Origin of the sequence: Neisseria blantyrii (assembly GCF_962747855.1) — a bacterium.
Taxonomy (GTDB): Bacteria; Pseudomonadota; Gammaproteobacteria; order Burkholderiales; family Neisseriaceae; genus Neisseria; species Neisseria viridiae.
Map to the genome: position 1 here is coordinate 1 of NZ_CAUIZY010000010.1, position 22,671 is coordinate 22,671.

The 22,671-nt window shown below is 47.2% G+C and carries 24 protein-coding genes and 4 pseudogenes; 12 read left to right on the plus strand and 16 right to left on the minus strand.

Annotated features, from left to right (window positions below; translation table 11 throughout):
* From Q9J80_RS08415 to acpP, 3 genes are all read right to left on the minus strand, one after another.
* Nucleotides 1–745: glycosyltransferase family 4 protein (locus tag Q9J80_RS08415; protein ID WP_238004401.1), on the minus strand; the 745-nt coding region annotated here is incomplete at its 3' end.
* Between the two features lie 204 nt (nt 746–949).
* A complete protein-coding gene (gene fabF, locus Q9J80_RS08420) occupies nt 950–2,197 on the minus strand; it encodes a beta-ketoacyl-ACP synthase II (RefSeq protein ID WP_301673894.1) in 1,248 nt (415 codons plus the stop codon).
* A gap of 155 nt (nt 2,198–2,352) precedes the next feature.
* The gene (acpP, locus tag Q9J80_RS08425) at nt 2,353–2,589 is read right to left on the minus strand and encodes an acyl carrier protein (protein ID WP_002215574.1); all 237 of its coding nucleotides are present in this window, start codon (nt 2,587–2,589) and stop codon (nt 2,353–2,355) included.
* Between the two features lie 231 nt (nt 2,590–2,820).
* Between acpP and Q9J80_RS08430 the strand changes: the two genes are divergently transcribed.
* The 5 genes from Q9J80_RS08430 (at nt 2,821) to Q9J80_RS08450 (ending at nt 8,468) form a co-directional block, all read left to right on the plus strand.
* Complete coding sequence (locus tag Q9J80_RS08430) at nt 2,821–3,828, plus strand: quinone-dependent dihydroorotate dehydrogenase (RefSeq protein WP_301673895.1); 1,008 nt, start codon at nt 2,821–2,823, stop codon at nt 3,826–3,828.
* Nucleotides 3,829–4,019: 191 nt separating this feature from the next.
* On the plus strand, nt 4,020–4,301 hold the full coding sequence (locus Q9J80_RS08435; RefSeq protein ID WP_301673896.1) for a hypothetical protein: 282 nt from the start codon (nt 4,020–4,022) through the stop codon (nt 4,299–4,301).
* Nucleotides 4,302–4,368: 67 nt separating this feature from the next.
* Nucleotides 4,369–4,827: a DUF2247 family protein gene (locus Q9J80_RS08440; RefSeq protein WP_301673947.1), complete on the plus strand. Its 459-nt coding sequence runs from the start codon at nt 4,369–4,371 to the stop codon at nt 4,825–4,827.
* Nucleotides 4,828–4,929: 102 nt separating this feature from the next.
* On the plus strand, nt 4,930–7,719 hold the full coding sequence (gene polA / locus Q9J80_RS08445; RefSeq protein ID WP_301673897.1) for a DNA polymerase I: 2,790 nt from the start codon (nt 4,930–4,932) through the stop codon (nt 7,717–7,719).
* Between the two features lie 329 nt (nt 7,720–8,048).
* Nucleotides 8,049–8,468 carry a hypothetical protein gene (locus Q9J80_RS08450; RefSeq protein WP_301668832.1) on the plus strand — a complete coding sequence of 140 codons (420 nt, stop codon included), beginning with the start codon at nt 8,049–8,051 and terminating at the stop codon, nt 8,466–8,468.
* A gap of 789 nt (nt 8,469–9,257) precedes the next feature.
* Here the strand turns inward: Q9J80_RS08450 and Q9J80_RS08455 are convergent.
* Nucleotides 9,258–9,368, minus strand: a pseudogene (locus Q9J80_RS08455) (IS5/IS1182 family transposase); the annotation flags it as partial.
* A gap of 216 nt (nt 9,369–9,584) precedes the next feature.
* Here Q9J80_RS08455 and Q9J80_RS08460 point away from each other — a divergent pair.
* The 7 genes from Q9J80_RS08460 to Q9J80_RS08490 all read left to right on the plus strand — a co-directional run bounded on the left by Q9J80_RS08460 (nt 9,585) and on the right by Q9J80_RS08490 (nt 15,057).
* The gene (locus tag Q9J80_RS08460) at nt 9,585–9,830 is read left to right on the plus strand and encodes a helix-turn-helix domain-containing protein (RefSeq protein WP_003753308.1); all 246 of its coding nucleotides are present in this window, start codon (nt 9,585–9,587) and stop codon (nt 9,828–9,830) included.
* Between the two features lie 120 nt (nt 9,831–9,950).
* Nucleotides 9,951–12,158 (plus strand): DNA helicase II, encoded by a 2,208-nt coding sequence (gene uvrD, locus Q9J80_RS08465; protein WP_301673898.1) that lies wholly within the window; start codon nt 9,951–9,953, stop codon nt 12,156–12,158.
* A 354-nt stretch (nt 12,159–12,512) separates the two neighbouring features.
* The gene (locus tag Q9J80_RS08470) at nt 12,513–13,052 is read left to right on the plus strand and encodes an SMI1/KNR4 family protein (RefSeq protein ID WP_003709240.1); all 540 of its coding nucleotides are present in this window, start codon (nt 12,513–12,515) and stop codon (nt 13,050–13,052) included.
* A 194-nt stretch (nt 13,053–13,246) separates the two neighbouring features.
* Nucleotides 13,247–13,708, plus strand: a complete 462-nt coding sequence (locus tag Q9J80_RS08475; protein WP_301673899.1) for a hypothetical protein — start codon at nt 13,247–13,249, stop codon at nt 13,706–13,708.
* Nucleotides 13,705–14,064 carry a hypothetical protein gene (locus Q9J80_RS08480; protein WP_107818486.1) on the plus strand — a complete coding sequence of 120 codons (360 nt, stop codon included), beginning with the start codon at nt 13,705–13,707 and terminating at the stop codon, nt 14,062–14,064. The genes Q9J80_RS08475 and Q9J80_RS08480 overlap by 4 nt, the downstream gene beginning before the upstream one ends.
* A 106-nt stretch (nt 14,065–14,170) precedes the next feature.
* Nucleotides 14,171–14,530, plus strand: a complete 360-nt coding sequence (locus Q9J80_RS08485) for a hypothetical protein (protein WP_301673900.1) — start codon at nt 14,171–14,173, stop codon at nt 14,528–14,530.
* A 173-nt stretch (nt 14,531–14,703) separates the two neighbouring features.
* Nucleotides 14,704–15,057: a hypothetical protein gene (locus Q9J80_RS08490; RefSeq protein WP_301673901.1), complete on the plus strand. Its 354-nt coding sequence runs from the start codon at nt 14,704–14,706 to the stop codon at nt 15,055–15,057.
* Nucleotides 15,058–15,113: 56 nt separating this feature from the next.
* Here Q9J80_RS08490 and Q9J80_RS08495 read toward each other — a convergent pair whose 3' ends face one another.
* The 12 genes and pseudogenes from Q9J80_RS08495 to mafA form a co-directional block, all read right to left on the minus strand.
* Nucleotides 15,114–15,326, minus strand: a complete 213-nt coding sequence (locus tag Q9J80_RS08495) for a hypothetical protein (RefSeq protein WP_301673902.1) — start codon at nt 15,324–15,326, stop codon at nt 15,114–15,116.
* A gap of 123 nt (nt 15,327–15,449) precedes the next feature.
* Complete coding sequence (locus tag Q9J80_RS08500) at nt 15,450–15,809, minus strand: immunity 8 family protein (protein WP_301673903.1); 360 nt, start codon at nt 15,807–15,809, stop codon at nt 15,450–15,452.
* Nucleotides 15,810–16,206: 397 nt separating this feature from the next.
* Nucleotides 16,207–16,548 (minus strand): annotated as a pseudogene (locus tag Q9J80_RS08505) (MafB family polymorphic toxin); the annotation flags it as partial.
* 349 nt (nt 16,549–16,897) lie between these two features.
* Nucleotides 16,898–17,308 (minus strand): hypothetical protein, encoded by a 411-nt coding sequence (locus Q9J80_RS08510; protein ID WP_002224186.1) that lies wholly within the window; start codon nt 17,306–17,308, stop codon nt 16,898–16,900.
* Nucleotides 17,309–17,311: 3 nt separating this feature from the next.
* Nucleotides 17,312–18,244: pseudogene (locus Q9J80_RS08515) on the minus strand (MafB family polymorphic toxin); the annotation flags it as partial.
* Between the two features lie 92 nt (nt 18,245–18,336).
* Nucleotides 18,337–18,549, minus strand: a complete 213-nt coding sequence (locus Q9J80_RS08520) for a hypothetical protein (protein WP_301673904.1) — start codon at nt 18,547–18,549, stop codon at nt 18,337–18,339.
* 76 nt (nt 18,550–18,625) lie between these two features.
* Nucleotides 18,626–18,985 carry an immunity 8 family protein gene (locus Q9J80_RS08525; protein ID WP_002218298.1) on the minus strand — a complete coding sequence of 120 codons (360 nt, stop codon included), beginning with the start codon at nt 18,983–18,985 and terminating at the stop codon, nt 18,626–18,628.
* A gap of 4 nt (nt 18,986–18,989) precedes the next feature.
* Nucleotides 18,990–19,367 carry a hypothetical protein gene (locus Q9J80_RS08530; protein ID WP_373325241.1) on the minus strand — a complete coding sequence of 126 codons (378 nt, stop codon included), beginning with the start codon at nt 19,365–19,367 and terminating at the stop codon, nt 18,990–18,992.
* Nucleotides 19,365–19,706 (minus strand): annotated as a pseudogene (locus Q9J80_RS08535) (MafB family polymorphic toxin); the annotation flags it as partial. The pseudogene Q9J80_RS08535 and the gene Q9J80_RS08530, both read right to left, overlap by 3 nt.
* Before the next feature lie 69 nt (nt 19,707–19,775).
* Nucleotides 19,776–20,093 (minus strand): hypothetical protein, encoded by a 318-nt coding sequence (locus Q9J80_RS08540; protein ID WP_002215112.1) that lies wholly within the window; start codon nt 20,091–20,093, stop codon nt 19,776–19,778.
* Nucleotides 20,090–21,472, minus strand: a complete 1,383-nt coding sequence (gene mafB / locus Q9J80_RS08545) for a polymorphic toxin MafB class 3 (RefSeq protein WP_301673905.1) — start codon at nt 21,470–21,472, stop codon at nt 20,090–20,092. Before mafB ends, Q9J80_RS08540 begins: the two co-directional genes overlap by 4 nt.
* A 39-nt stretch (nt 21,473–21,511) precedes the next feature.
* Nucleotides 21,512–22,474, minus strand: a complete 963-nt coding sequence (gene mafA / locus Q9J80_RS08550) for an adhesin MafA (RefSeq protein WP_118792984.1) — start codon at nt 22,472–22,474, stop codon at nt 21,512–21,514.
* Nucleotides 22,475–22,671: the final 197 nt, after the last annotated feature.

Genomic DNA, 22,671 nt, shown 5'->3' on the forward strand with positions numbered 1-22,671 from the left:
CCCCCCCCCCGCGTGATTTGTCGATTGCGCCCAAAGCGGTAAAAACTGTATCGGGGTATTTGTCCTTAACCTGTTCCGCCGCCCGAATAAAATCATCAATCCCTTTTTCTTTCAGAAATCTGCCGATAAAGAGAAATTTTACGGGTTCTTTTTCATCGGGAATATCCGCCTCGGAATAAGGATATTGCCGCAAATCCAGACCGATTCCGCCCAAAATATGGATGTTTTTTATTTTGATGCCGTATTTGTCCGTCAGTTCGTCTTTGTCGTCGGGGTTTAATACAATCAGGCTTTCCAACATCGGCAGGGCAATGCGGTATAAGGCAATCAAAATCCCCTTTATGATTTTTGTTTTTAACGGTATGCCTTCCGGCTGCGGGGTAAATGCGAATCCCAAACCTTCCAGCATCCCGACGATTCTGGGCACGCCTGCCAGTTTTGCGGCAAAAGTGCCGAAAATCACGGGTTTTGCGAAATAAGGGAAAACCAAATCCGGCGATATTTTTTTGAGTTCTTTAAAGATGAGGAAGGTGGATTTTATATCGGAAAACGGGTTCAGCCCGCTGCGGTTTGAACGGTAGGTAACGGGTGTAACCCCCATTTCCCTGATAATATCCAATTCATTATCGGAAAACTCCGATACAAAGGCATACACCTGATGGTTTTTGCCGATTAATTTTTTAATGACGGGGGCGCGGAAACCGTAAATGCTGGATGCGACTGTGGTGATAAAGACGATTTTCATAAGGCGGATACCTTGAATATATGATTGGAAATACGGTCTGCTACGGCAGGGTTTCGTCCCGCAATCCGGCAGGGCTTGGGTTTGCCTGCGTATTATAAGGCTGCCTTGTGTGCCGCGAAGTGCCGGTAACGGGAGGGGTGTTTTGAAAATGCCGTCTGAAACGGTTTCAGACGGCATTTCGATGTCGGCGGCAGCTTTGCGGAATCAGCCTTTGAAGCGTTTGAACACCAGCGTGCCGTTGGTGCCGCCGAAGCCGAAGGAGTTGGAGATGGCGATGTCGATTTCCGCGTCGCGCGCTTCGTTGGCGCAGTAGTCCAAATCGCAGCCGGCTTCAACGTCTTGTTCAAAAATGTTGATGGTCGGCGGGATTTTGCCGTCATGTATCGCCAAAATGCTGTACACGGCCTCCACGCCGCCCGCCGCGCCGAGCAGGTGGCCGGTCATGGATTTGGTCGAGCTGACGATGGTTTTGTAGGCGTGTTCTCCCAAAGCGCGTTTGAGGGCTTTGGTTTCGTTGGCATCGCCCAAGGGGGTGGACGTGCCGTGTGCGTTGACGTAATCCACGTCTTCGGGATTCAGTCCGGCATCTTTCAGTGCGCGGGTAACGGCGAGCGCAGGGCCTTCTTCGTTCGGCGCGGTAATGTGGTAGGCATCGGAACTCATCCCGAAGCCGACGATTTCGGCGTAGATTTTCGCGCCGCGTTTTTTGGCGTGTTCCAATTCTTCCAACACCAATACGCCCGCGCCTTCGCCGATAACGAAGCCGTCGCGGCCTTTGTCCCACGGACGGGAAGCGGTGGCGGGGTCGTCGTTGCGGGTGGAGAGGGCTTTCATCGCAGCAAAACCGCCTACGCCCAAAGTGCTAATCGCGCCTTCGGCACCGCCTGCAACCATTATGTCCGCGTCGCCGTATTTAATCAGTCGGGCGGAGTCGCCGATGGAGTGCGCGCCGGTGGTGCAGGCGGAAACCATCCCGTAGCTGGGGCCGCGGTAGCCTTTGAGGATGGTAACGTGTCCGGAAATCAGGTTAATCAGCGAACCGGGGATAAAGAAAGGATTGATTTTGCGCGCGCCGCCTTCGATTACGGCTTTGCCGGTGGCCTCGATGCTGGGCAGTCCGCCGATGCCGGAACCGATGTTCACGCCGACGCGGTCTTTATCGAGGTTTTCCACATCGTCCAAACCCGAATCGGCGATTGCCTGAAGCGCGGCGGCGATGCCGTAGTGGATGAACACGTCCATCCGGCGCGCTTCTTTCGCGCTGATGTATTGTCCGATGTCGAAACCGTGGACTTCGCCGGCGACACGGCTGTTGATGTCGGATGCGTCAAAGCGGGTAATCGCGCCGATGCCGCTTTTGCCGGCGAGCAGGTTGTCCCAAGCCTCTGCGACAGTGTTGCCGACAGGGGAAACCTGACCTAAGCCTGTAATGACTACTCTTCTCTGACTCATGATAACCTCGCTGTTGGTTGTCGGAATGGGGGCATATGCGGCTGTCGTGCAGATGCCGTCTGAAATTTGCGGCAGGGGTTCAAACAGTTTGCCATATAAGGGAAAAGCCTCTATTGCGCGGTGCAGCAGAGGCTGTTGTGTCGGGCGACGACCGATTAGCCGTTGTGGGCATTGATGTAGTCGATAGCCAGTTGGACGGTGGTGATTTTTTCGGCATCTTCGTCGGGGATTTCGCAGCCGAAGGCTTCTTCCAAAGCCATAACCAGCTCCACGGTGTCCAAAGAATCCGCGCCCAAGTCGTCTTGGAAGGAAGATTCGTTTTTCACGTCGGCTTCGTTTACGCCCAGTTGTTCAGCAACAATTTTTTTAACTTGTTGTTCGATGTTTGACATATCAGTCGTTCCTTTATGCCTTGCGGCAGGTTGTTTAAGGGAAATAAATCGGTGGTATTGTACCGACTTTTAATAGAGTTTTCTATCTAATGCCTATTATATCAATATTTGCGGATTTGTACATTTTTGGGTGCGGCGGGTTTTGTCGTTCAAGTTTGACCTGTGTGCCGTATGTTTGGCGGGATTTCGGTTAAAATGACGGCATTTCCATCTGAAGCAGAAAGCCCTGTCATGTATCCACTTGCCCGCCGCATCCTGTTTGCACTCGATGCCGAGAAAGCCCACCACTTCACGCTCGACGCGCTCAACATGGTTTATAAATTGGGTCTGATTCCCGTAACCGACAACCGTACCAAACCTGTAAAACTGATGGGCATGGATTTGCCCAACCCTGTCGGACTTGCCGCAGGTCTCGACAAAAACGGCGGATACATAGATGCTTTGGCCGCGCTCGGCTTCGGTTTCATCGAAATCGGCACGGTAACGCCCAAACCGCAGCCCGGCAACCCGCAGCCGCGCCTCTTCCGAGTTCCCGAACACCAAGGCATCATTAACCGCATGGGTTTCAACAACCACGGTATCGACACCATGATACGCAACATCGAAAAAAGTAAATTCAGTGGCGTATTGGGCATCAACATCGGCAAAAACGCCGTAACACCTATCGAAAATGCTGCCGATGATTATTTAATCTGCCTCGAAAAAGCCTACGCACACGCAAGTTACATTACCGTCAATATTTCCTCGCCCAACACCAAAAACCTCCGCGCGCTGCAAGGTGGCGACGAGTTGAGCGCATTGCTTGAGGCTTTGAAAAACAAACAGGCACAGCTTGCCTCTGTATACGGGAAATACGTTCCGCTCGCCGTCAAAATCGCCCCCGATTTGGATGAAGCACAAATCGAAGACATCGCCCACGTTGTCAAATCCGTTGAAATGGACGGCATCATCGCTACCAACACCACCATCGACAAATCAAGCCTAGGCAGCCATCCGCTCGCAGGCGAGCAGGGCGGTTTGAGCGGGCTGCCCGTTCATGAAAAAAGTAATCGGGTGTTGAAGCTGTTGGCAGACCATATCGACGGCAAGCTGCCGATTATCGGTGTAGGCGGCATCATGAACGGCAAGGATGCGGCAGAGAAAATCCGCCTCGGTGCAACTGCCGTCCAGGTGTACAGCGGATTGATATACAAAGGTCCGGCATTGGTCAAAGAATGTTTGAAGGCTTTGGCGCGATGATGCGTCCCGCTCAAAATGCCGTCTGAAAGCACGTTTTGCCGTTCAGACGGCATTTTCATTTCCTTTTTCCGCCTGCCGCCCTTTGAAAGTCCCTTATTCAAATGATAAAAAGGGCGCGGGCGTTGGCTTGGAGGAAGGCAGGTAATCCAATTTGAAGGACGCGGAAGCCGATACGTTAAAAAGGATGAAAAATGGAAAACGGGCAACGGAATAATTGGTTTCCCTTGGAAAAAAGAATTTTTTATCTGGAGCATTCGGGGCGGTATCTGATGATTTGCGCCTTATCGGATTATTCCCAAAACAAACATACTGTCGTTATGGCAAATTTCATCTATCTGGATGAAAAAATGGATTGGAGGAATTTGGATGATTTATTCAATGAGTTGGTTTTAGAGGAATTGCAGGCTTCATTTATGGATTGGCATCCGACTGTTGAAGAGGCAATCAGCCGTCATTTGGAAGACTTTTCGTAACAGGCATAATCGGAAGGGGCGGAATGACGGGGCAGGCAAACCGATGCGTGAGAACAAAGTAAGCAAAATGAACCTTGATTTAACCGCGCAAAAAGTCCGCCTTTCTTGGAAGAATATTCTGTGGGGATATGAGAATAAATACTTGGGTTGGGCTGATGTAGTAGCTTATGCCCGGAAAATGACGCTTTCAGATCATGATGAACGCGTGTTCAAGCTATCTTTAATCAACAAATCCAATATTCTTGAATTAAAGCCTGTTCTGGAAGATTTGGCTTCGGAAATGAGGGATTATTCCCCTAAAAATTGGCTGTACGTCCTCTTAAGCGATGTATTCCATAGAAAAGAAGAATTTGACGACCCTTTGGGGGAAGTTGAAAAAATTTATGCAGATTTCGATTATCCGGAAGAAATAGAATCATTTGTCAGATATATGCCGCCTAAAGACGGTTATATTCCTTCTGCCCACAGCTATGAAGAAAATATTGCCCGGCTGTATCTCAATTGGGCAAAATATTTGGGCAGATAAGGCAGGCTAGATTCAAATGCCGTCTGAAATGGGCTTTCAGACGGCATTTTGATTATCCCTTATAATTAGGTCATTTTTATTTTCTCATCAGCAGATACTATCATGGCAACCATTCACACCCTTCTCCTTGTTGACGGCTCTTCTTATCTTTACCGCGCGTATCACGCGATGGCACAGTTGACCGCGCCCGATGGTGCGCCGACGGGCGCGATGTATGGTGTGTTGAACATGCTGCGCCGGTTGCGGGCGGATTATGTGCATGATTATTGCGCGGTGGTGTTTGATGCGAAGGGCAAGAATTTCCGCCACGAGATGTTCTCCGACTACAAGGCGACGCGTCCGCCGATGCCGGACGATTTGCGCCCGCAGGCGGAAGCCTTGCCGGATTTGGTGCGGTTGATGGGCTGGCCGGTGCTGGTGATTCCGCAAGTCGAAGCGGATGACGTGATTGGCACGCTGGCGGCAATGGCAGGCGAAGCAGGTTGGAATGTGGTGGTGTCCACCGGCGATAAGGACATGGCGCAGTTGGTGAACGAACGCGTAACGCTGGTGAACACGATGAGCGGCGAAACGCTGGACATTGAGGGTGTAAAAGAAAAATTCGGCGTGCGTCCCGACCAAATCCGCGATTATCTCGCGCTGATGGGCGACAAGGTGGACAACGTTCCAGGCGTGGAAAAATGCGGCCCGAAAACGGCGGTGAAATGGCTGGAAGCCTACGGCTCGCTGGCGGGCGTGATGGAACACGCGGCGGAAATCAAGGGCAAAGTGGGCGAGAATCTGCGTGCCGCCCTGCCGCGCCTGCCGCTGTCGTATGATTTGGTGACGATTAAAACCGATGTGGACTTGCACACCGAACTTTCAGACGGCATCGAAAGCCTGCGCCGTACCGCGCCGAAATGGGCGCAACTGGTTGTCGATTTCAAACGCTGGGGCTTCCGCACCTGGCTGAAAGAAGCGGAATCAAACATGAATACCGGATCGACCGATGATTTGTTCGGCAGCGACAGCATCGGCGAGCAGGCGGCTTTGAATGCGGAGATGCCGTCTGAAAGGCTACCTGAAAAAGCCGTTGCGCCCGAAAAGCTGGATTATCAAGCCGTTACCACCGAAGCGCAGTTTGCCGCTTTGTTAGACAAACTGTCGCAAGTGGACAAAATCGGCATCGATACGGAAACCACGTCCCTAGACGCGATGAACGCCGCGCTGGTCGGCATCAGCATCGCGTTCCAAGCAGGCGAAGCGGTTTACATTCCCGTAGGACACAGCCTGACCGCCGCGCCCGAACAGCTTGATTTGCAAGACGTATTAGATCGTCTGAAACCGCATTTGGAAAATCCCGCCCTGAAAAAAATCGGGCAAAACCTCAAATACGACCAACACGTTTTCGCCAACTACGGCATCGCCCTGAACGGCATTGCCGGCGACGCCATGCTCGCTTCCTATATCATCGAGAGCCATCTCGGACACGGCTTGGACGAATTGTCCGAACGCTGGCTGGGCTTGGAAACCATTACCTACGAATCGCTGTGCGGCAAAGGCGCGAAACAAATCGGTTTTGCCGACGTCGCCATCGGGCAGGCGACCGAATACGCCGCCCAAGACGCCGATTTCGCCCTGCGCCTCGAAGCGCACCTGCGCGCGCAAATGGACGCCAAACAGCTTGAAATGTATGAAAAAATGGAGTTGCCCGTCGCGCAGGTATTGTTTGAAATGGAACGCAACGGCGTGCAAATCGACCGCGCCGAACTCGCCCGCCAAAGCGCGGAACTCGGCACCGAGCTGATGAAACTCGAACAAGAAGCCTACGCAGTCGCAGGCCAGCCGTTCAACCTCAACTCGCCCAAACAGCTACAAGAAATCCTGTTCGACAAAATGGGCATCCCCACCAAAGGCCTGAAAAAAACCGCCAAAGGCGGCATTTCTACCAACGAAGCCGTGCTCGAACAGCTCGCGCCCGACTACCCCCTGCCCAAAATCATCCTGCAAAACCGCAGCCTGGCGAAGCTCAAATCCACCTACACCGACAAACTGCCCGAAATGATTTCGCCCAAAGACGGCCGCGTGCATACCACCTATGCCCAAGCCGTCGCCATCACCGGCCGCCTCGCCAGCAACAACCCCAACCTGCAAAACATCCCCATCCGCACCGCCGAAGGCCGCCGCGTGCGCCGCGCCTTCACCGCACCGCAAGGCAGCGTCATCGTTTCCGCCGACTATTCCCAAATCGAGCTGCGCATCATGGCGCATCTTTCCGGCGACAAAACCCTCATCGCCGCGTTCCAAAACGGCGAAGACGTCCACCGCCGCACCGCCGCCGAAGTATTCGGCATCGACCCCGAGAACGTCTCGCCCGAACAACGCCGCTACGCCAAAACCATCAACTTCGGCCTGATTTACGGCATGGGGCAATACGGCCTTGCCAAATCGCTGGGCATAGACAACATCTCCGCCAAAAACTTTATCGACCGCTACTTCGCCCGCTACCCCGGCGTCGCCGAATACATGCAGTGCACCAAAGAACAAGCCGCCGCCCAAGGCTTCGTCGAAACCCTGTTCGGCCGCCGCCTCTACCTGCCCGACATCCGCAACAAAAACGCCAACGCCCGCGCCGGAGCCGAACGCGCCGCCATCAACGCCCCCATGCAAGGCACCGCCTCCGACCTCATCAAACGCGCCATGATAGACGTGCGAAACTGGCTTTCAGACGGCATCGGCAGCAAACTGGTCATGCAGGTGCATGACGAACTGGTGCTGGAAGTCGGTGAAACCGAACTGGATTTTGTCAAAGAAAAACTGCCGCAGATTATGGCGAAAGTGGACGGCGGATTATTGGATGTACCGCTGGTGGCTGAGGTTGGCGTAGGGGAGAATTGGGAAGAGGCGCATTGAGAATGCACAAGTATTGAACTGTTACGTTTTGATTTATCAAAATTTAAGGAAGTAAAATACTTGATTCAAATGATTGGAAATCAATAGTATTAAATATTGTTTGCGGTATTGTTACAGCTATTATTGTAGGTATATTTACCGGTTTATGGAAAAAATCCAGATATAAATGTCAAGAATGGGTATCTGGAAATTCTGATCGGATACCTGTTCAAGATACGTCGTTTTATCCTAATGATATAAAAGCCAAGAGGAGGTATGAAGTAAAAAAATTTATTGGCGAAGTGTCTTTTTATACACTTACTTATTTGATTATTTTGGTATCTTTTCCTATGCCGATTTTATTCTACGACCCTTTTGGTACAAATCGGCTTTATTTGAGTCAGGCCAAATATATTGGAATGTATTTTCCTGAAATCTCAATGACTGGAAGATACGCTAATATTTTTGTATGGTTCATTACGCTTACCTTATATGTTCCAATTTTTGGGATGTCTAAGTTAATGACAAAGTATTTATGGTGTCCGTTGACAAACATATTTTGGGACGATAACGAAAATTTGGATAAGGTTGGATTTCTCATTTTTATTGCTTTGAAATCATTATTTATATCAGCTTGTGTGCAGTGGTTATTTTTTGATACGGAATTTTTGCAGGCATTGGAAAATGTCTTAATTTTAACTGTTTTTTCAATTGTTTTTGCGCTATCACAAAATCGGTACCGGCAAGCCGTAGCCTGGATACCTATTTAGTTGCGCGCGACGGTTGAAACCCAAAACCCGACCCATGCCGTCTGAAGCCCGACAATTCGGGTTTCAGACGGCATCGGGCTCCGGCTGTGTTTTCAGATGGTGCGGATTTGCCGGTCTGAAATGCCGGATACGCATTTTGCCATCATTTGAAGCTATTTTAACTGGTTGTGTTTTAGTAATCTGTCGATTTCAATTATCTGCAAGGGAAAAGACAATTATTTTTCGGTTGGGAAGAAAGTTATCATATTGAATACATTGAAGATAATTATATCTATCAACACTATATTAAAATATGGTCTGTTAATTTTTCGGACTAAAACAACTTTATCCGCCCCAGCCTGTTTCGCGGCACTATTTTGAAACCCAGCCGTTTGTTCCGGCGGTGTTTGAACAATCGGTACGATTCCGGCTGTTGCAAGGCGGTTATTCCTAAGTTCGGGCGGCAAACCGCCCTATCGGATACAAAATATTTTCCTCGCCGTTGCGGGATTGAAACCCATCCGGATACCGCCTTGTTTTCAGGATTTGCGGGAAAAAAAGTAATGCGCCCCTTTGGCTGGGTGCAATATATAAGGCTTCCCCGCGCCCGGCCGCGTGCCAACCGTCGCCGGGCGGTCTTGAGCCTGCTTAACGGTATCCCCTCATCAGGCTGTAACCGTTGGCTTTCATGCAGTAGAAAACCAGCTTGGCGGCTTTCTGTTTTTCCAAACGGTTTGCATCGACATCCTTGCGGCAGTAGCCCAATTGGTCGAGTGCCTCTTGCTTGGAGACCCCGTCCTTATGCCAATATATAGATAGTGGATTAAATTTAAACCAGTACGGCGTTGCCTCGCCTTGCCGTACTATCTGTACTGTCTGCGGCTTCGTCGCCTTGTCCTGATTTAAATTTAATCCACTATATATAAGGTGTGGCGCAGGCAGCCAAGAGGGCTGCCGATACCGACATCAAAGCAATACGGTTTACTCTCATTTTTTACCCTTCTGAATAAAATTTAAAAAATTTTGATGTGCTGCATTTGAAATATTATTCTATTTTACAAATTTATTCAACTATAGTTTTATTTTAACAAGCTATAGTTTATTGTTTGAATATTAGGATTTTTCCATACTCCCTGCATGGAAAAACCGACCACCCCAAACCCCTACCGCCTTATCTTCGCCCAAAATATGAGGCAGGTCAGGCGTTTGAAAGAGCTTTCTCAAGAAGAGTTGGCTTTCAGTGCACGCGTAAGCAAAACCTATATCAGCGAAATAGAACGCGGCAGCCGTTCGGTTTCCATTGATGTGATGGGTCAGATTGCCGATGCGTTGGGTATGCCTTTGGAAGAACTGGTTAGAAAAGACCTGCTGCAACTCAGATAATGTCGGCGCACCCGCCCTATGCCGCTGCCGACCGCCATCGTACAGTTTCTGTTTTGTTTTCAAACGGCATCCTTCCGTTTCTATTAAAATAGCGCATTCCACTTTTCAGACGGCATCCCTATGTTTCCCGACCAATCCGCCCCCAACCTGCTGCAAGGCTTGAACCCCGAACAACTTTCCGCCGTAACCTGGCCGCCGCAATCCGCTCTTGTGCTGGCAGGCGCGGGCAGCGGCAAAACGCGCGTGCTGACCACGCGTATCGCATGGCTTTTGCAAACCGGTCAGGCAAGCGTGCACAGCATTATGGCGGTAACGTTTACCAACAAAGCCGCCAAAGAAATGCAAACCCGTTTGGGCGCGATGATTCCCGTCAACGTCCGCGCCATGTGGCTTGGCACGTTCCACGGACTCTGCCACCGTTTTCTACGGCTGCACCACCGCGACGCAGGCCTGCCGTCTTCCTTTCAAATTCTCGACAGCGGCGACCAGCTTTCCCTGATCAAACGTCTGTTCAAAAGCCTCAACATCGCCGAAGAAATCATCGCGCCGCGTTCGCTGCAAGGCTTTATCAACGCGCAAAAAGAATCCGGTTTGCGCGCTTCCGTGTTGAGCGCGCCCGATCCGCACACGCGCCGCATGATTGAGTGCTACGCCGAATACGACAAAATTTGCCAACGCGAAGGTGTGGTCGATTTTGCCGAACTCATGCTCCGCAGCTACGAAATGCTGCAAAGCAACGAAATCCTGCGTCAGCACTACCAAAACCGCTTCAACCACATTCTGGTCGACGAGTTCCAAGACACCAACAAACTGCAATACGCGTGGCTCAAACTCATGGCGGGCGGTAACACGGCAGTGTTTGCCGTCGGCGACGACGACCAAAGTATTTATCGCTTCCGTGGCGCGAACGTCGGCAATATGACTGCGCTGATGGAAGAGTTCCACATCGACGCACCCGTCAAACTCGAACAAAACTACCGCTCCGTCGGCAACATCCTCTCCGCCGCCAACGCCGTTATCGAAAACAACGACGAACGCCTCGGCAAAAACCTGCGTACCGACGCCGAAGCAGGCGACAAAATCCGCTACTACTCCGCCTTTACCGATCTCGAAGAAGCCCAATTCATCGTTGACGAAATCAAAGCCCTCGAGCGCGAGGGCTGGGATTTGGACGAAATCGCCGTCCTCTACCGCAGCAACGCCCAATCGCGCATCATCGAACAAAGCCTGTTCCGCAGCGGCATCCCCTACAAAATCTACGGCGGGCTGCGCTTTTACGAACGCCAAGAAATCAAACATGCCCTCGCCTACCTGCGCCTCGCCGTCAATCCCGACGACGACAACGCCCTTTTGCGCGTCATCAACTTCCCACCGCGCGGCATCGGCGCGCGCACCGTCGAGAACCTTCAGACGGCATCGCAAGAGCAAGGCGTTTCCCTCTGGCAAGCCGCCTGCAACGCCGGCGCGAAAGCCGCCAAAGTCGCCGCCTTCGTCCGCCTGATTGAAGCCCTGCGTAACCAAGTCGGACAAATGCCCTTGCCCGAAATCATCGTCGGCATCCTCAAAGACAGCGGCCTGAGCGAACACTACCGCACCCAAAAAGGCGACAACCAAGACCGCCTCGACAACCTCGACGAACTCGTCAACGCCGCCATCGAGTTCAAACCCGAAGACAGCAACTTTGAAACCCTGCCTGAAAACATTTCAGACGACCCCGCCTTCCCCATCCTTGCCTTCCTAAGCAATGCCGCCCTCGAATCCGGCGAAAACCAAGCAGGCGCGGGCGAAAAAGCCGTACAACTGATGACCGTCCACGCCGCCAAAGGCTTGGAATTCAACGCCGTCTTCCTCACCGGCATGGAAGAAGGCCGCTTCCCCAGCGAAATGAGCCTTGCCGAACGCGGCGGCCTCGAAGAAGAACGCCGCCTCATGTACGTCGCCATCACCCGCGCCCGCAAACGCCTCTACATCACCATGGCGCAACAAAGAATGCTGCACGGACAAACCCAATTCGGCATCGTCTCCCGCTTCGTCGAAGAAATCCCGCCCGAAGTATTGCACTACCTGTCAGTCAAAAAAAACGCCTACGACCGCTACGGCAGCACGCGCCCAACCGCCGCGCCCAAAGATAAAATCATCGACGACTACAAACAGCCGCAAACCTACGCAGGCTTCCGCATCGGACAAAACGTCCGCCACGCCAAATTCGGCACCGGCGTCATCATCGATGCCGTGGACCAAGGCGAATCCGCCCGACTGACCATCAACTTCGGCAAACAGGGTGTGAAAGAGCTGGATACCAAGTTTGCGAAATTGGAAGCGATGTAAATTTGAAATGCAGGCCGAATACTTGTATCCGACAAAAAACATTTGACGCGTTTATCGTTTCCGAAAAACCGCTGTTGGAGATGTCGGATTCGAGAATCCGACCTACGGAAAAAACTGTAGCAAGGACAAGGCAAAAGGCCGTCTGAAAACGGGAAGGGCAATTTTGCCCAAACCTCCGCCGTCATTCCCGCGCAGGCGGGAATCCAGACCTTTCGGCACGGAAACTTATCGGATAAAAGGTTTCTTTAGATTCCACGTCCTAGATTCCCACCTGCGTGGGAATGACGGACGGTAAAAGCCGGGTATGAATACCCAACCCTCTGTTTATAGCTGAAATCAATAAGGAAGAACGTTATGTCCCAAGTTTTTAAAGATTTTGATTTGTCCTCCGTATGGGAATCCGACAGTTGGGCGGATGAAAATTACAAAGAAGCCCCGTTTACCCCTGAAATTTTGGCTGCCGTAGAAAGTGAACTGGGCTATAAATTGCCGCAAAGTTTTATTGAATTGATGGCAGTACAAAACGGCGGAATATTTGTCAAAAACTGCTTTCCGACCACGCAGAGAAATTCGTGGGCGGAAAATCATGTGCAAATTTGCGAGGTATCGGGAATCGGTTTTGAAAAAGAAGGGAGTTTGTGCGGCGAAACAGGGCAAAAACTTTGGCTGGAAGAATGGGAATATCCGCCCATCGGCGTGTATTTTGCCAACGACCCGTCAGGCGGTCATGCCCTGTTTGCCTTAGACTATCGGGCGTGCGGCAAAGACGGCGAGCCGAAAGTGGTGTTTGTCGAACAAGAATCGGATTTTGAAATCGTCGAACTTGCCCCCGATTTTGAAACCTTTATCCGCAGCTTGCGGCATGAAGATGAGTTTATTGACGAAGAAATATAAAACGGCGGTTGAAAAAACCGGAATCATCAAGTGAAAACGGGCGAAATAACCGATTGAATCCGTAAGAGAAACGGTTTGTAGGAATGTGCCATCCAAGACCTTTGCAAAGAAAAACTATCCCCGACAGCATTGACATTATTAACAGAACTTATCAAATTTGGAGCTATCTCAAATATAATTCGGTTATCTTTCTGATGCGCAAATTGGAACACGAAAACAAAGCGGGCGAATATCCGAATTTGGATGTCGATATGCTCGGCGCGGCCGCCAATTTGCAAAAATCAGACCGCCGCCTCAGCCATCTGCAAGGCTTAGAGCGGAACGAAAGCAATAAAAACCGCTCTATCGGCACAGAAATCGCCGCCCGCGATATCGTCGGCACTTGGGTAGGGCGTAATCGTTCCACCATCGATACCAATACCCAAAATAGAGGCTGGATACGGACGATTGTGGACATCTTTGTTGGCAAATCCTCTTCCCACAACTGCACGGGTGTCGGCACAAAGCAATGTGTCGATGACGGTTACCGGACAAAAGGAAAAGGCGAAAAAGGAAATGATATTAATACCATTCACCGTATCAGCGTTTATGATTTGCTCGAACAGCAAAACCACCGTACCAATCCCAATCATCCCCAATCAGGAGACCCCAAATGAACAAACTGATACCGTCCCTTATGCTCTGCGTCCTGCTTTCAGGCTGCCTGAACATCGGCAGCGGCTTTCGTGTGCCGCCCGATGCGTCGGGCTGGTGGGAGCTGTGCAACGAAGACAAAATTTATCCTGCTAAAAAAACTCCACCGGAAGCCAGCAGAGCCAAGCGTGATGAAATGCTGCGGCAGATGAATCTGTATGGACAGCGAAAGCTCGACGATATGTTTTCCTGCGGCTATGACCCGATTGGCGGCGGAGACAGTGAGCAAGATGCCTGCGTGCGCAAGAAAGGCTGGTACCCTTCGGGCAAAGATACCTATCCCGAAAACAAAATCTACGAGCAATGCCAGCACGACTAGGCTGCTTTCCGCGTTTCAGGCTGCCTGCAAAGGCAGCCTGAAAGCCTAACGGGCATGAACAAAAGCACCGCACCAATCCCAACCATCCCCAATCAGGAGACCCCAAATGAACAAACCGATACTGCCCCTTATGCTCTGCGTCCTGCTTTCAGGCTGCCTGAACGTCGGCAGCGGCTTCCGTGTGCCGCCCGATGCGTCGGCCAGGTGGAAACTGTGCAACGAAGACAAAATTTATCCTGCTAAAAAAACTCCACCGGAAGCCAGCAGAGCCAAGCGTGATGAAATGCTGCGGCAGATGAATCTGTATGGACAGCGAAAGCTCGACGATATGTTTTCCTGCGGCTATGACCCGATTGGCGGCGGTACGTCAAGAGCCGATGCCTGCGTGCGCAAGAAAGGCTGGTACCGTTCGGGCAAAGATATCTATCCCGAAAACAAAATCTACGAACAATGCCAGCACGACTAGGCTGTTTTCCGCGTTTCAGGCTGCCTGCAAAGGCAGCCTGAAACGCGGGATATCGACCGAAAACAATGCGTAAAAGACGGCTACCGTACGGAAGAAGATATCGGCGTGATGCCGAAAACCAAGCGCATTTACGGCTACCCCCATTCGCAACCCACCGAACAGGAGAAACAACCATGATAAAAACCGTATTGGCCTTAAGCTTATCCGCCCTAGTGGCCGGCTGCACTTTTAAAGGGTTCAGACTACCGCCCGATGCCGCCCTAGACTGGAAATTGTGCAACGAAAGGAAAATTTATCCTGACATTCATATCCCCCCAGGTGAGAGCATAGAAAGGCAGCGAGAAATGTTAAGGCAAATGGGGCTAAGGGATAAAAGAAAAGACGATGATATGTACGCCTGCGGCTACAACCCCATAGCGGGCGGAGGCCGGGAAGCCGATGCCTGTGTGCGCAAAAAAGGCTGGTATGTGTGGCGGAACGATATTTTTCCCGAAAACAAAATCTACGAGCAATGCCAGCACGATTAGCCCGGCTTTACCGCTTTCAGGCTGCCTTAACCGGCAGCCTGAAAATTTATAGTGAGTCAAATTGTATCCACTAAATTATATGCTTCAATTAAATGTTGTTCTAGCCCTTGCACTAATTGAGGATTGCGAATTCCTGACACAATCTCAAATTCTTCTGCATCTATGCAAACACCTGCATAAATTTCAATAACAAGGGAACGTAATAATTGAAGCTCTTCTCTTGTTAAAGAAATAATAATGTCATCACCTTTGTAATTGATTATATTCATAATAATTTTATTTTTGCTTATCAAAGTAGGTTTTGCCTAAGGTTGGTCTAAATGCAGTTCCACCATCTTTTGAATTTGGGTCTCTAATTACAATTGCTCCAGACTTATCATCCCAAATTGCTCTTATGTGTTTGGATTGTAATCTTCGAATTCCCAAGAAAAAAATCGTAATAAGTTTGAAAGTGTCAAATCCCAAGTTTCTTTTGAGCAATATTCTAATATTTTATCAATTTCACTTTTAATCATCTTATGATCAAACTGTTCTAATATTAATGCATTAGACCAAAAAAAACCTTCTTTATTACAATGATGGGAAATCCATTTAGGAGAACAAATGCAAAGTGAAAAAATAGATGAGCCTTGTTCTCCTTCGATTCCGATATCCAAATCTATCCATCTATGAAAATTATCTGGAATTTCGGGGGTAAATTTTTCAAAATCAATATCATATAAATTTATGCTTTTTAAATCCAATTTAATCATTTTATATTCAAATGTCCATTAGTTAAGGTTTTTCCATCAACACTTCTAGTAACAAAATTAGCTTGCACTCCCGTTGGGTTAAGTGATTCAGGGGTGTTTGATTTTGTAGTTGGAGGACGATATAGCCTTGTGCCATCTGCACTTAACATACATCCTTGACAAGATGGACTTAGCTCCGTCTCCAACCCAAATTTTTCCTAACTGTTCAGCCTCTTGACGAGTTGCAGAACCAATACTAAAATTGATTTCTCCCTTTTTATTTGGTTGTATTGTTTTCCAATCATTTACAGCACTTGCTAACCTTGAATCTTGTGCAGCAATGTTTTTTTAAGTTTTGCTCAGTTAATTGATTAACTAATTGAGGATAAGTTGCAGCATTAGCTTTTCCTTCCGACGTTATAGATTTAGGCGGTCTATTCCCACCAACCATCTCACCGTCCAACGTCTGCATATGGCGGGCAGCAGGTGTTTCATAGCCGATATTTTTAACCCAATCCCATTTAGTCGGGTTAAGTCCTACTTTTTTACCTCTCCAAACCGTACCTGCGGCCTCTGCTACGGAAAGGGCAGTTTGGGCTGTTGCAGTTATATTCGGATGGGCATTAGCCCATTGTCTGGCGGAATTGATGCCGTCTTTTACCGCAAAAGCACTGTCTTGTAATAGGCTCGCGGCAGCAAGTTGTGCTTCCGGACTTAATTTTCCTAAATCACTAATATCTTGTAAAGTTTGCTGCGTAGAGATCTAGGTCGGATATTTGTATCCGACAAAAATATTTGACGCGTCTATCGTTTCCGAAATGCCGCTGTTGAAAAATGTCGGATTCGAGAATCCGACCTACGGTTGCTGAACAATGTTTTGTAGAACTTGCTCAAAATCCATGTTTCGCCATTTTCCTTTATATATACCTAATGCGGCACGGGTTACGATTTCGTTTAAGTCATAAATAGCCATTTACGTCCTCTGCTAATTTTCAGCGAGTAGATTGGGTTACCAAACCCAACAAAAAAGCAGCCTGAAAAATTTCAGGATGCTTGTTTTATGTTTTTTTATCAATGAATTAGGTTTTAATCTAGCCTGCGCTTGCTAGTTAAACAGTATTTACATAAAAATCTTGCACTGAACAAACAAGTGTATCATGTTCATCATGAAATGATGGGCATAACGTTAATCTACAAATGTTTACATTTAAAGATATTTTTTCAGTTTCAATATTTTTAATTTGTAAGGTTAATACATGAGGATATTTGTGATATAGCTGATTTTTTAATTGTTCGTTGTCTAATATAGCAAAAGGTAATTTTGCACACAAATAACCAATAACTTTGTTTTTATGAAAAAAAACTATCCAATTTTCAATTCCTTCATCCCAATCAAAAGTAAAATCCGTTCCTTCTATGATAAATTTAGCACAAGATATTAAATCTAACTTAACCCAAGTGGATTTATACAGACTCAATGCTGATGAAGTTATAATATTATCTAAATTATAAATTTTCATAAATCAACGTTCCTTACCTGGTGTTCCATGCACAGGTCTAATCCCATCTTTATTCGGCTTTCTACGATAAATGTTAATTATATGTGTCGGTTTTCCGTCTGTATAGCCAACTACGTCGTTCGTTGGAACTTTTGCCTTATTTTGACTATCCCATAAATTATGTTTATCTGCATATCTAGCAGTATCTAATGTAGCTTTTTCCGCATCAACATCTGATTTAAATAAACTTTTGCTATCTATCTTGTCTAGACTAGATGCATCAGGTTTGTGTCGTACCATACTGAGAGGGTCAGTAATATATTTGCCATCTGTAATAGCTGATCCACCATTATAGGTAGTATGCGTATAATTTTTTTGTGGAACGAGACCATTTTGCAAAGATTGTTGTGTAGAAACGCCAGCTTTGCCATTAGGAGTAGCTTGCTTCGCTGGCTTATTCCCACCTGCCATCTCCCCATCTAAAGTCTGCATAGGGCGAACAGCAGGTTTTTTATAGCCGGTATTTTTAACCCAATCCCATTTAGTCGGGTTAAGTTCTACTTTTTTACCTCTCCAAACCGTACCTGCGGCCTTTGCTACGGAAAGGGCAGTTTGGGCTGTTGCAGTTATATTCGGATGGGCATCAGCCCATTGTCTGGCGGAATTGATGCCGTCTTTTACCGCAAAAGCACTGTCCTGTAATAGGCTCGCGGCAGCAAGTTGTGCTTCCGGACTTAAATTTCCTAAATCATTAATACCTTGTAGAGTCTGCTGAGCGGCTGTATCTGTGACCGGGCTTACCGCACTGTCTGTAATTGCCCCAATCCCTACTCCTTGAAAACCCATTAAAAAAGGATTAACCGCACCTTGGACGATGCCGCGAATATCATCCATACGGTTGGCCCACCAATTTTTATTGGGGTTGTTTTCCCATATCAGTTTTCCTGTTTCATCAGCACAATTAGGGTTAGCATTGATGCCCACCCAGTTCCAGCCTGAAAAGGATTTTTAATATACGGCAAAAGGTGGGCAACAAGTGCCCACCTTACCTAGCTAACATTTATCCCAAGTATCATATATTTTTTTAAGTTCTTTATCCAAAAGAAGAACTTTATTTTTTCAACACCATGAATTATCTCAAAATCTCTACAATCCACGCATACGCCTGAATAAATTTCTCCTACAATTGCTTGAATAATATACAACTCATCTTTATCGAGACTAATTTTAACTAAACTCCCTTCAAAATTAATTAATTTCATGAATAATTCCTTTTATTTTAATTCGTCATCAAAATACCGTTTGCCTGTTTTTGGTCTAAATGCTGTCCCACCATCTTTAGTCTTGGATATTTAGATTATAATCGTCAAATTCCCAGTCAAAATATTTTGCCAAATTTGATATAGACTTATCTTCAGACGTTGAATTACATATTTCCAATATATCATTTATCAATTTTAATATGTGTTCAATATTAAAACGGTTTGTAACAATTGAGTTTTTTAATGACATCGGTCTATGTATATTTGAAAGTAACCATTCAGTGCTATATATATAAACATAAAAATAATCAGCACCATTACTTTCATCAAAACCTATTGATAATGTCAAAAGTATACAAAAATTTTCTAACTTGTCTTGTGGGAAATCTTCCAAATCAAAGTCAGAACAATCATAATTTTTTAATTTTAATCTCATATAATTACCTAATATTTAAATGTCCATTTTTAATTTTATTCCTTTTTCCATTTGAATCAATAGTATAAGTTTCAAAATTTGCTTGAATACCTGTAGTTGCAAATTGTAAATTTTTTTCTGTTGGTGGCCGATATTGTCGAGTGCCATCTATACTTAACCATCCGCCTCCACTAGTTTGTCTTGCACCCTCACCAACCCAAATTTTACCTAGCCTATCTGCCTCTTCATAAGTTGCAGTTCCTATTGGAAAATTTTTTTCACTCTTATGAAGAGCTAGACTCAATCTTGGATCTTGAGCCGCAATGTTTTTTAAGTTTTGCCCAGTTAATTGATTAACTAATTGAGGATAAGTTGCAGCATTGGCTTTTCCTCCAGACGTTATAGATTTAGGCGGTTTATTCCCACCGGCCATTTCCCCATCTAAAGTCTGCATAGGGCGGGCAGCAGGTTTTTTATAACCGGTATTTTTAACCCAATCCCATTTGGTCGGGTTAAGTTCTACTTTTTTACCTCTCCAAACCGTACCTGCGGCCTCTGCTACGGAAAGGGCAGTTTGGGCAGTAGCTGTAATGTTCGGATGGGCATCAGCCCATTGTCTGGCGGAATTAATGCCGTCTTTTACCGCAAAAGCACTGTCTTGTAATAGGCTCGCGGCAGCAAGTTGTGCTTCCGGACTTAAATTTCCTAAATCATTAATACCTTGTAGAGTCTGCTGCGCAGAGATGTGGCAACTGTATTTTTACCCCGTCGGGTAAAAATACAGTTGCTACGGCTGCTGGGAAAGCAGTTACTATTTTCCCAGTGGCTCAAAATTAATTGTTTCAGCAGATATTTTTATAATAATCCCTACATCAATAATAATTTCACTATAAAATTGGTATTTATATAGCTCTATTTCGGGTATAAACAAGGGAAACAAGCTATCTTCCTTATCCTCATAATCTACGAAATTATTTGTATCTAATTTAAAATTCAAAATATTACTGCATTTGATATATCCGAAATAATTACCTTCAATTGTATCTGTAAAAGATAATGTAAGGGTATTTCCATTATCGGAAAAGATTATTTCATAAAGGCTTACATTGTGAAAAATATTTTTTTTCATTTGACAAAATATCCAGAATGATGATGATTATTTGGCAATGGATTGCCTTCATAATCTTGTCGTTGCGGATATTTTCCCTGTACACCATCGGTTCGCGGCACTCTTTGGGTTCTTATAACCTCTCCATTTGGACGAATATCTATTTTCACGCCATCAGGACCTTTCCATGTTTCATATTGAGCCGCATCTGAACCAGTACGTCTAAAACCTTGTTCTTGCAATGCTTGACGTAATTCATCTCGCGTAGTTGGTCTGATAGATTTAACAACTGGCTTGTTTCCTCCTGCCATCTCCCCATCTACAGTCTGCATATGGCGGGCAGCAGGTTTTTTATAGCCGGTATTTTTAACCCAATCCCATTTAGTCGGGTTAAGTTCTACTTTTTTACCTCTCCAAACCGTACCTGCGGCCTCTGCTACGGAAAGGGCAGTTTGGGCTGTTGCAGTTATATTCGGATGGGCATCAGCCCATTGTTTGGCAGAGTTGATGCTGTCTTTTACCGCAAAAGCACTGTCCTGTAATAGGCTCGCGGCAGCAAGTTGTGCTTCGGGACTTAAATTTCCTAAATGATTAATACCTTGTAGAGTCTGCTGCGCGGCTGTATCTGTGACCGGGCTTACCGCACTGTCTGTAATTGCCCCAATCCCTACTCCTTGAAAACCCATTAAAAAAGGATTAACCGCACCTTGGACGATGCCGCGAACATCATCCATACGGTTAGCCCACCAATTTTTATTGGGGTCGCTTTCCCATATCAGTTTTCCTGCTTCATCCGCACGGCTGAAAAAACCAGAGGCGGCACCGGCATTTTCTTTTAGCCAACGGTCTGAAAATGGGGCTTGAGGAACAATATTAGTCTTTGTTTTTGTTGAAGTTCCTTTGACATAATAGCTGTATATATCCCTTGCTCCTCCGGGGGGCGGATAATCGCTGCCTTGCGGCCCGTCATATCCATCCTCCGGATGGATTTCCGACCCTGTCCGATGAAGTTGGTAAACGGTAAAACCGCCGTCTACACCGCCGCTGAAATCAGAAGTGCTTTTTGAATCATGATGATCAAACGGACTGTGTACTTCATGTCCATGTCCTGAAAAATGGGTTTCATAACCGATGACACCTTCAAATCCTGTCCGTTCGTGTGTAATAGGCAGTATGGGACCGACCGCAGTTGCATCAAATGTTTGGACGGCGTAAACCCGATTTTTAACACTGCCGCGACCATTACCAAACAGATGGTATTTACCACCCGGTTCGTAGTGTTTTGCCTGCATATCATCGCGCAAACGGGCATCCAAACCGTTCGCATGACTAATGGGGATTTGCAGCAACGATATTGCTGCTGCAAACAGCATCATGAATTTTTGAATAGGCAATTTCATTTTGTTTTCCTTGGTAGCAAGCGGTTATGGCAGTGTGAATTAAGGTTGCCCTTGTCTATGTTGTCGCACTACTTCATCGCTGTATCCATACCCCTCATGACTGTTATCAGTCTCTACGGATGGGGCAGAGTTACCCGTATGATTGCCGTATGGTTGGATATCGGAGAAATCGACCATTAATCCTTCCGTCGGTTTAATTCCTTTGCTTACTTTATACGGCCCCATCCACAATGCGTAATTTTCTTTATAGGCAGCTTCAAACGCATTGGTTTTGGGTTTGATGAGCAATTTTTTGTTATTTCTGTCTACTGCGAAATATTCCAGTTTTGTTTGGGCTTTCAGTGTTTCGGCATTGTATAGGTGCATTTCGGTTCTGTTGCGTATGGTTCCGAATACGTCGATGTTAATAAACACATCTGTATCGGCATTGGCAGGAGAAACAACGTCTATGCCGCGCAGGAAAAATACGGTCTGTACCAAGTGGGAAAGAAAGGCAGTGTCGCGCGGGTTAGTCGTCAAGGTTTCATTTCGATAATCCCCCATCCCGCCAATATTTAAGCCCAGACTGCTTTTACTTCCGCTACCGTCTGATTGGGTACGCGAGCGTGCAGGGGCATTAAGTGTAGATAAAGAAGTGGTTAAACCTGTCAAACCGCCTGATGTTGTTTCAGCGGTGGTTTCATAACGTGGATAGGTGTAATCGGTACGGCCGGCAGGGCTGTTTATGTATTCGCCACGAATCAGTGCATCAATGGAGTAGCGACCCCCTGTCAAACTGCCTGAACCTTGGTCGCCCATAGTGGCAATGTACAATGCAACTTTTCGTCCGTGTAATGCCTGTAAATCCATGTCTTTAACGGCAGCTCTGGCAGAAGCGGCCACAAGTTCTTGTTCGACCGCAAAGCGTTTACCTCCGCCATGCGATGGAATACCTGTCAGTGTCCCGCAGGCGGATAAAATAAAAACTGAAAAAAGAATAGGTATCAGCAGCCGTGCTTGCATAGATTTTCTCCTTTGATGAAAAACAAATTGTATCAAAATTGTAAATAAATTATAAATTAAATAAAACATTTCTTTACTGGTTTTGTGGTTTGGTTTTCAATAGGTTGCCCGCACATAGCGGGATTTGCGGTTGCAATGGCGGCGGCGGATTTTATAGTGGATTAACAAAAATCAGGACAAGGCGACGAAGCCGCAGA

Excerpts from the sequence above, each read along its gene's own strand:
- fabF (WP_301673894.1), bottom strand. The coding sequence starts at position 2,197 with ATGAGTCAGAGAAGAGTAGTCATTACAGGCTTAGGTCAGGTTTCCCCT.
- acpP (WP_002215574.1), bottom strand. The coding sequence starts at position 2,589 with ATGTCAAACATCGAACAACAAGTTAAAAAAATTGTTGCTGAACAACTG.
- Q9J80_RS08430 (WP_301673895.1), top strand. The coding sequence starts at position 2,821 with ATGTATCCACTTGCCCGCCGCATCCTGTTTGCACTCGATGCCGAGAAA.
- Q9J80_RS08435 (WP_301673896.1), top strand. The coding sequence starts at position 4,020 with ATGGAAAACGGGCAACGGAATAATTGGTTTCCCTTGGAAAAAAGAATT.
- Q9J80_RS08440 (WP_301673947.1), top strand. The coding sequence starts at position 4,369 with ATGAACCTTGATTTAACCGCGCAAAAAGTCCGCCTTTCTTGGAAGAAT.
- polA (WP_301673897.1), top strand. The coding sequence starts at position 4,930 with ATGGCAACCATTCACACCCTTCTCCTTGTTGACGGCTCTTCTTATCTT.
- Q9J80_RS08450 (WP_301668832.1), top strand. The coding sequence starts at position 8,049 with ATGCCGATTTTATTCTACGACCCTTTTGGTACAAATCGGCTTTATTTG.
- Q9J80_RS08460 (WP_003753308.1), top strand. The coding sequence starts at position 9,585 with ATGGAAAAACCGACCACCCCAAACCCCTACCGCCTTATCTTCGCCCAA.
- uvrD (WP_301673898.1), top strand. The coding sequence starts at position 9,951 with ATGTTTCCCGACCAATCCGCCCCCAACCTGCTGCAAGGCTTGAACCCC.
- Q9J80_RS08470 (WP_003709240.1), top strand. The coding sequence starts at position 12,513 with ATGTCCCAAGTTTTTAAAGATTTTGATTTGTCCTCCGTATGGGAATCC.
- Q9J80_RS08475 (WP_301673899.1), top strand. The coding sequence starts at position 13,247 with ATGCGCAAATTGGAACACGAAAACAAAGCGGGCGAATATCCGAATTTG.
- Q9J80_RS08480 (WP_107818486.1), top strand. The coding sequence starts at position 13,705 with ATGAACAAACTGATACCGTCCCTTATGCTCTGCGTCCTGCTTTCAGGC.
- Q9J80_RS08485 (WP_301673900.1), top strand. The coding sequence starts at position 14,171 with ATGAACAAACCGATACTGCCCCTTATGCTCTGCGTCCTGCTTTCAGGC.
- Q9J80_RS08490 (WP_301673901.1), top strand. The coding sequence starts at position 14,704 with ATGATAAAAACCGTATTGGCCTTAAGCTTATCCGCCCTAGTGGCCGGC.
- Q9J80_RS08495 (WP_301673902.1), bottom strand. The coding sequence starts at position 15,326 with ATGAATATAATCAATTACAAAGGTGATGACATTATTATTTCTTTAACA.
- Q9J80_RS08500 (WP_301673903.1), bottom strand. The coding sequence starts at position 15,809 with ATGATTAAATTGGATTTAAAAAGCATAAATTTATATGATATTGATTTT.
- Q9J80_RS08510 (WP_002224186.1), bottom strand. The coding sequence starts at position 17,308 with ATGAAAATTTATAATTTAGATAATATTATAACTTCATCAGCATTGAGT.
- Q9J80_RS08520 (WP_301673904.1), bottom strand. The coding sequence starts at position 18,549 with ATGAAATTAATTAATTTTGAAGGGAGTTTAGTTAAAATTAGTCTCGAT.
- Q9J80_RS08525 (WP_002218298.1), bottom strand. The coding sequence starts at position 18,985 with ATGAGATTAAAATTAAAAAATTATGATTGTTCTGACTTTGATTTGGAA.
- Q9J80_RS08540 (WP_002215112.1), bottom strand. The coding sequence starts at position 20,093 with ATGAAAAAAAATATTTTTCACAATGTAAGCCTTTATGAAATAATCTTT.
- mafB (WP_301673905.1), bottom strand. The coding sequence starts at position 21,472 with ATGAAATTGCCTATTCAAAAATTCATGATGCTGTTTGCAGCAGCAATA.
- mafA (WP_118792984.1), bottom strand. The coding sequence starts at position 22,474 with ATGCAAGCACGGCTGCTGATACCTATTCTTTTTTCAGTTTTTATTTTA.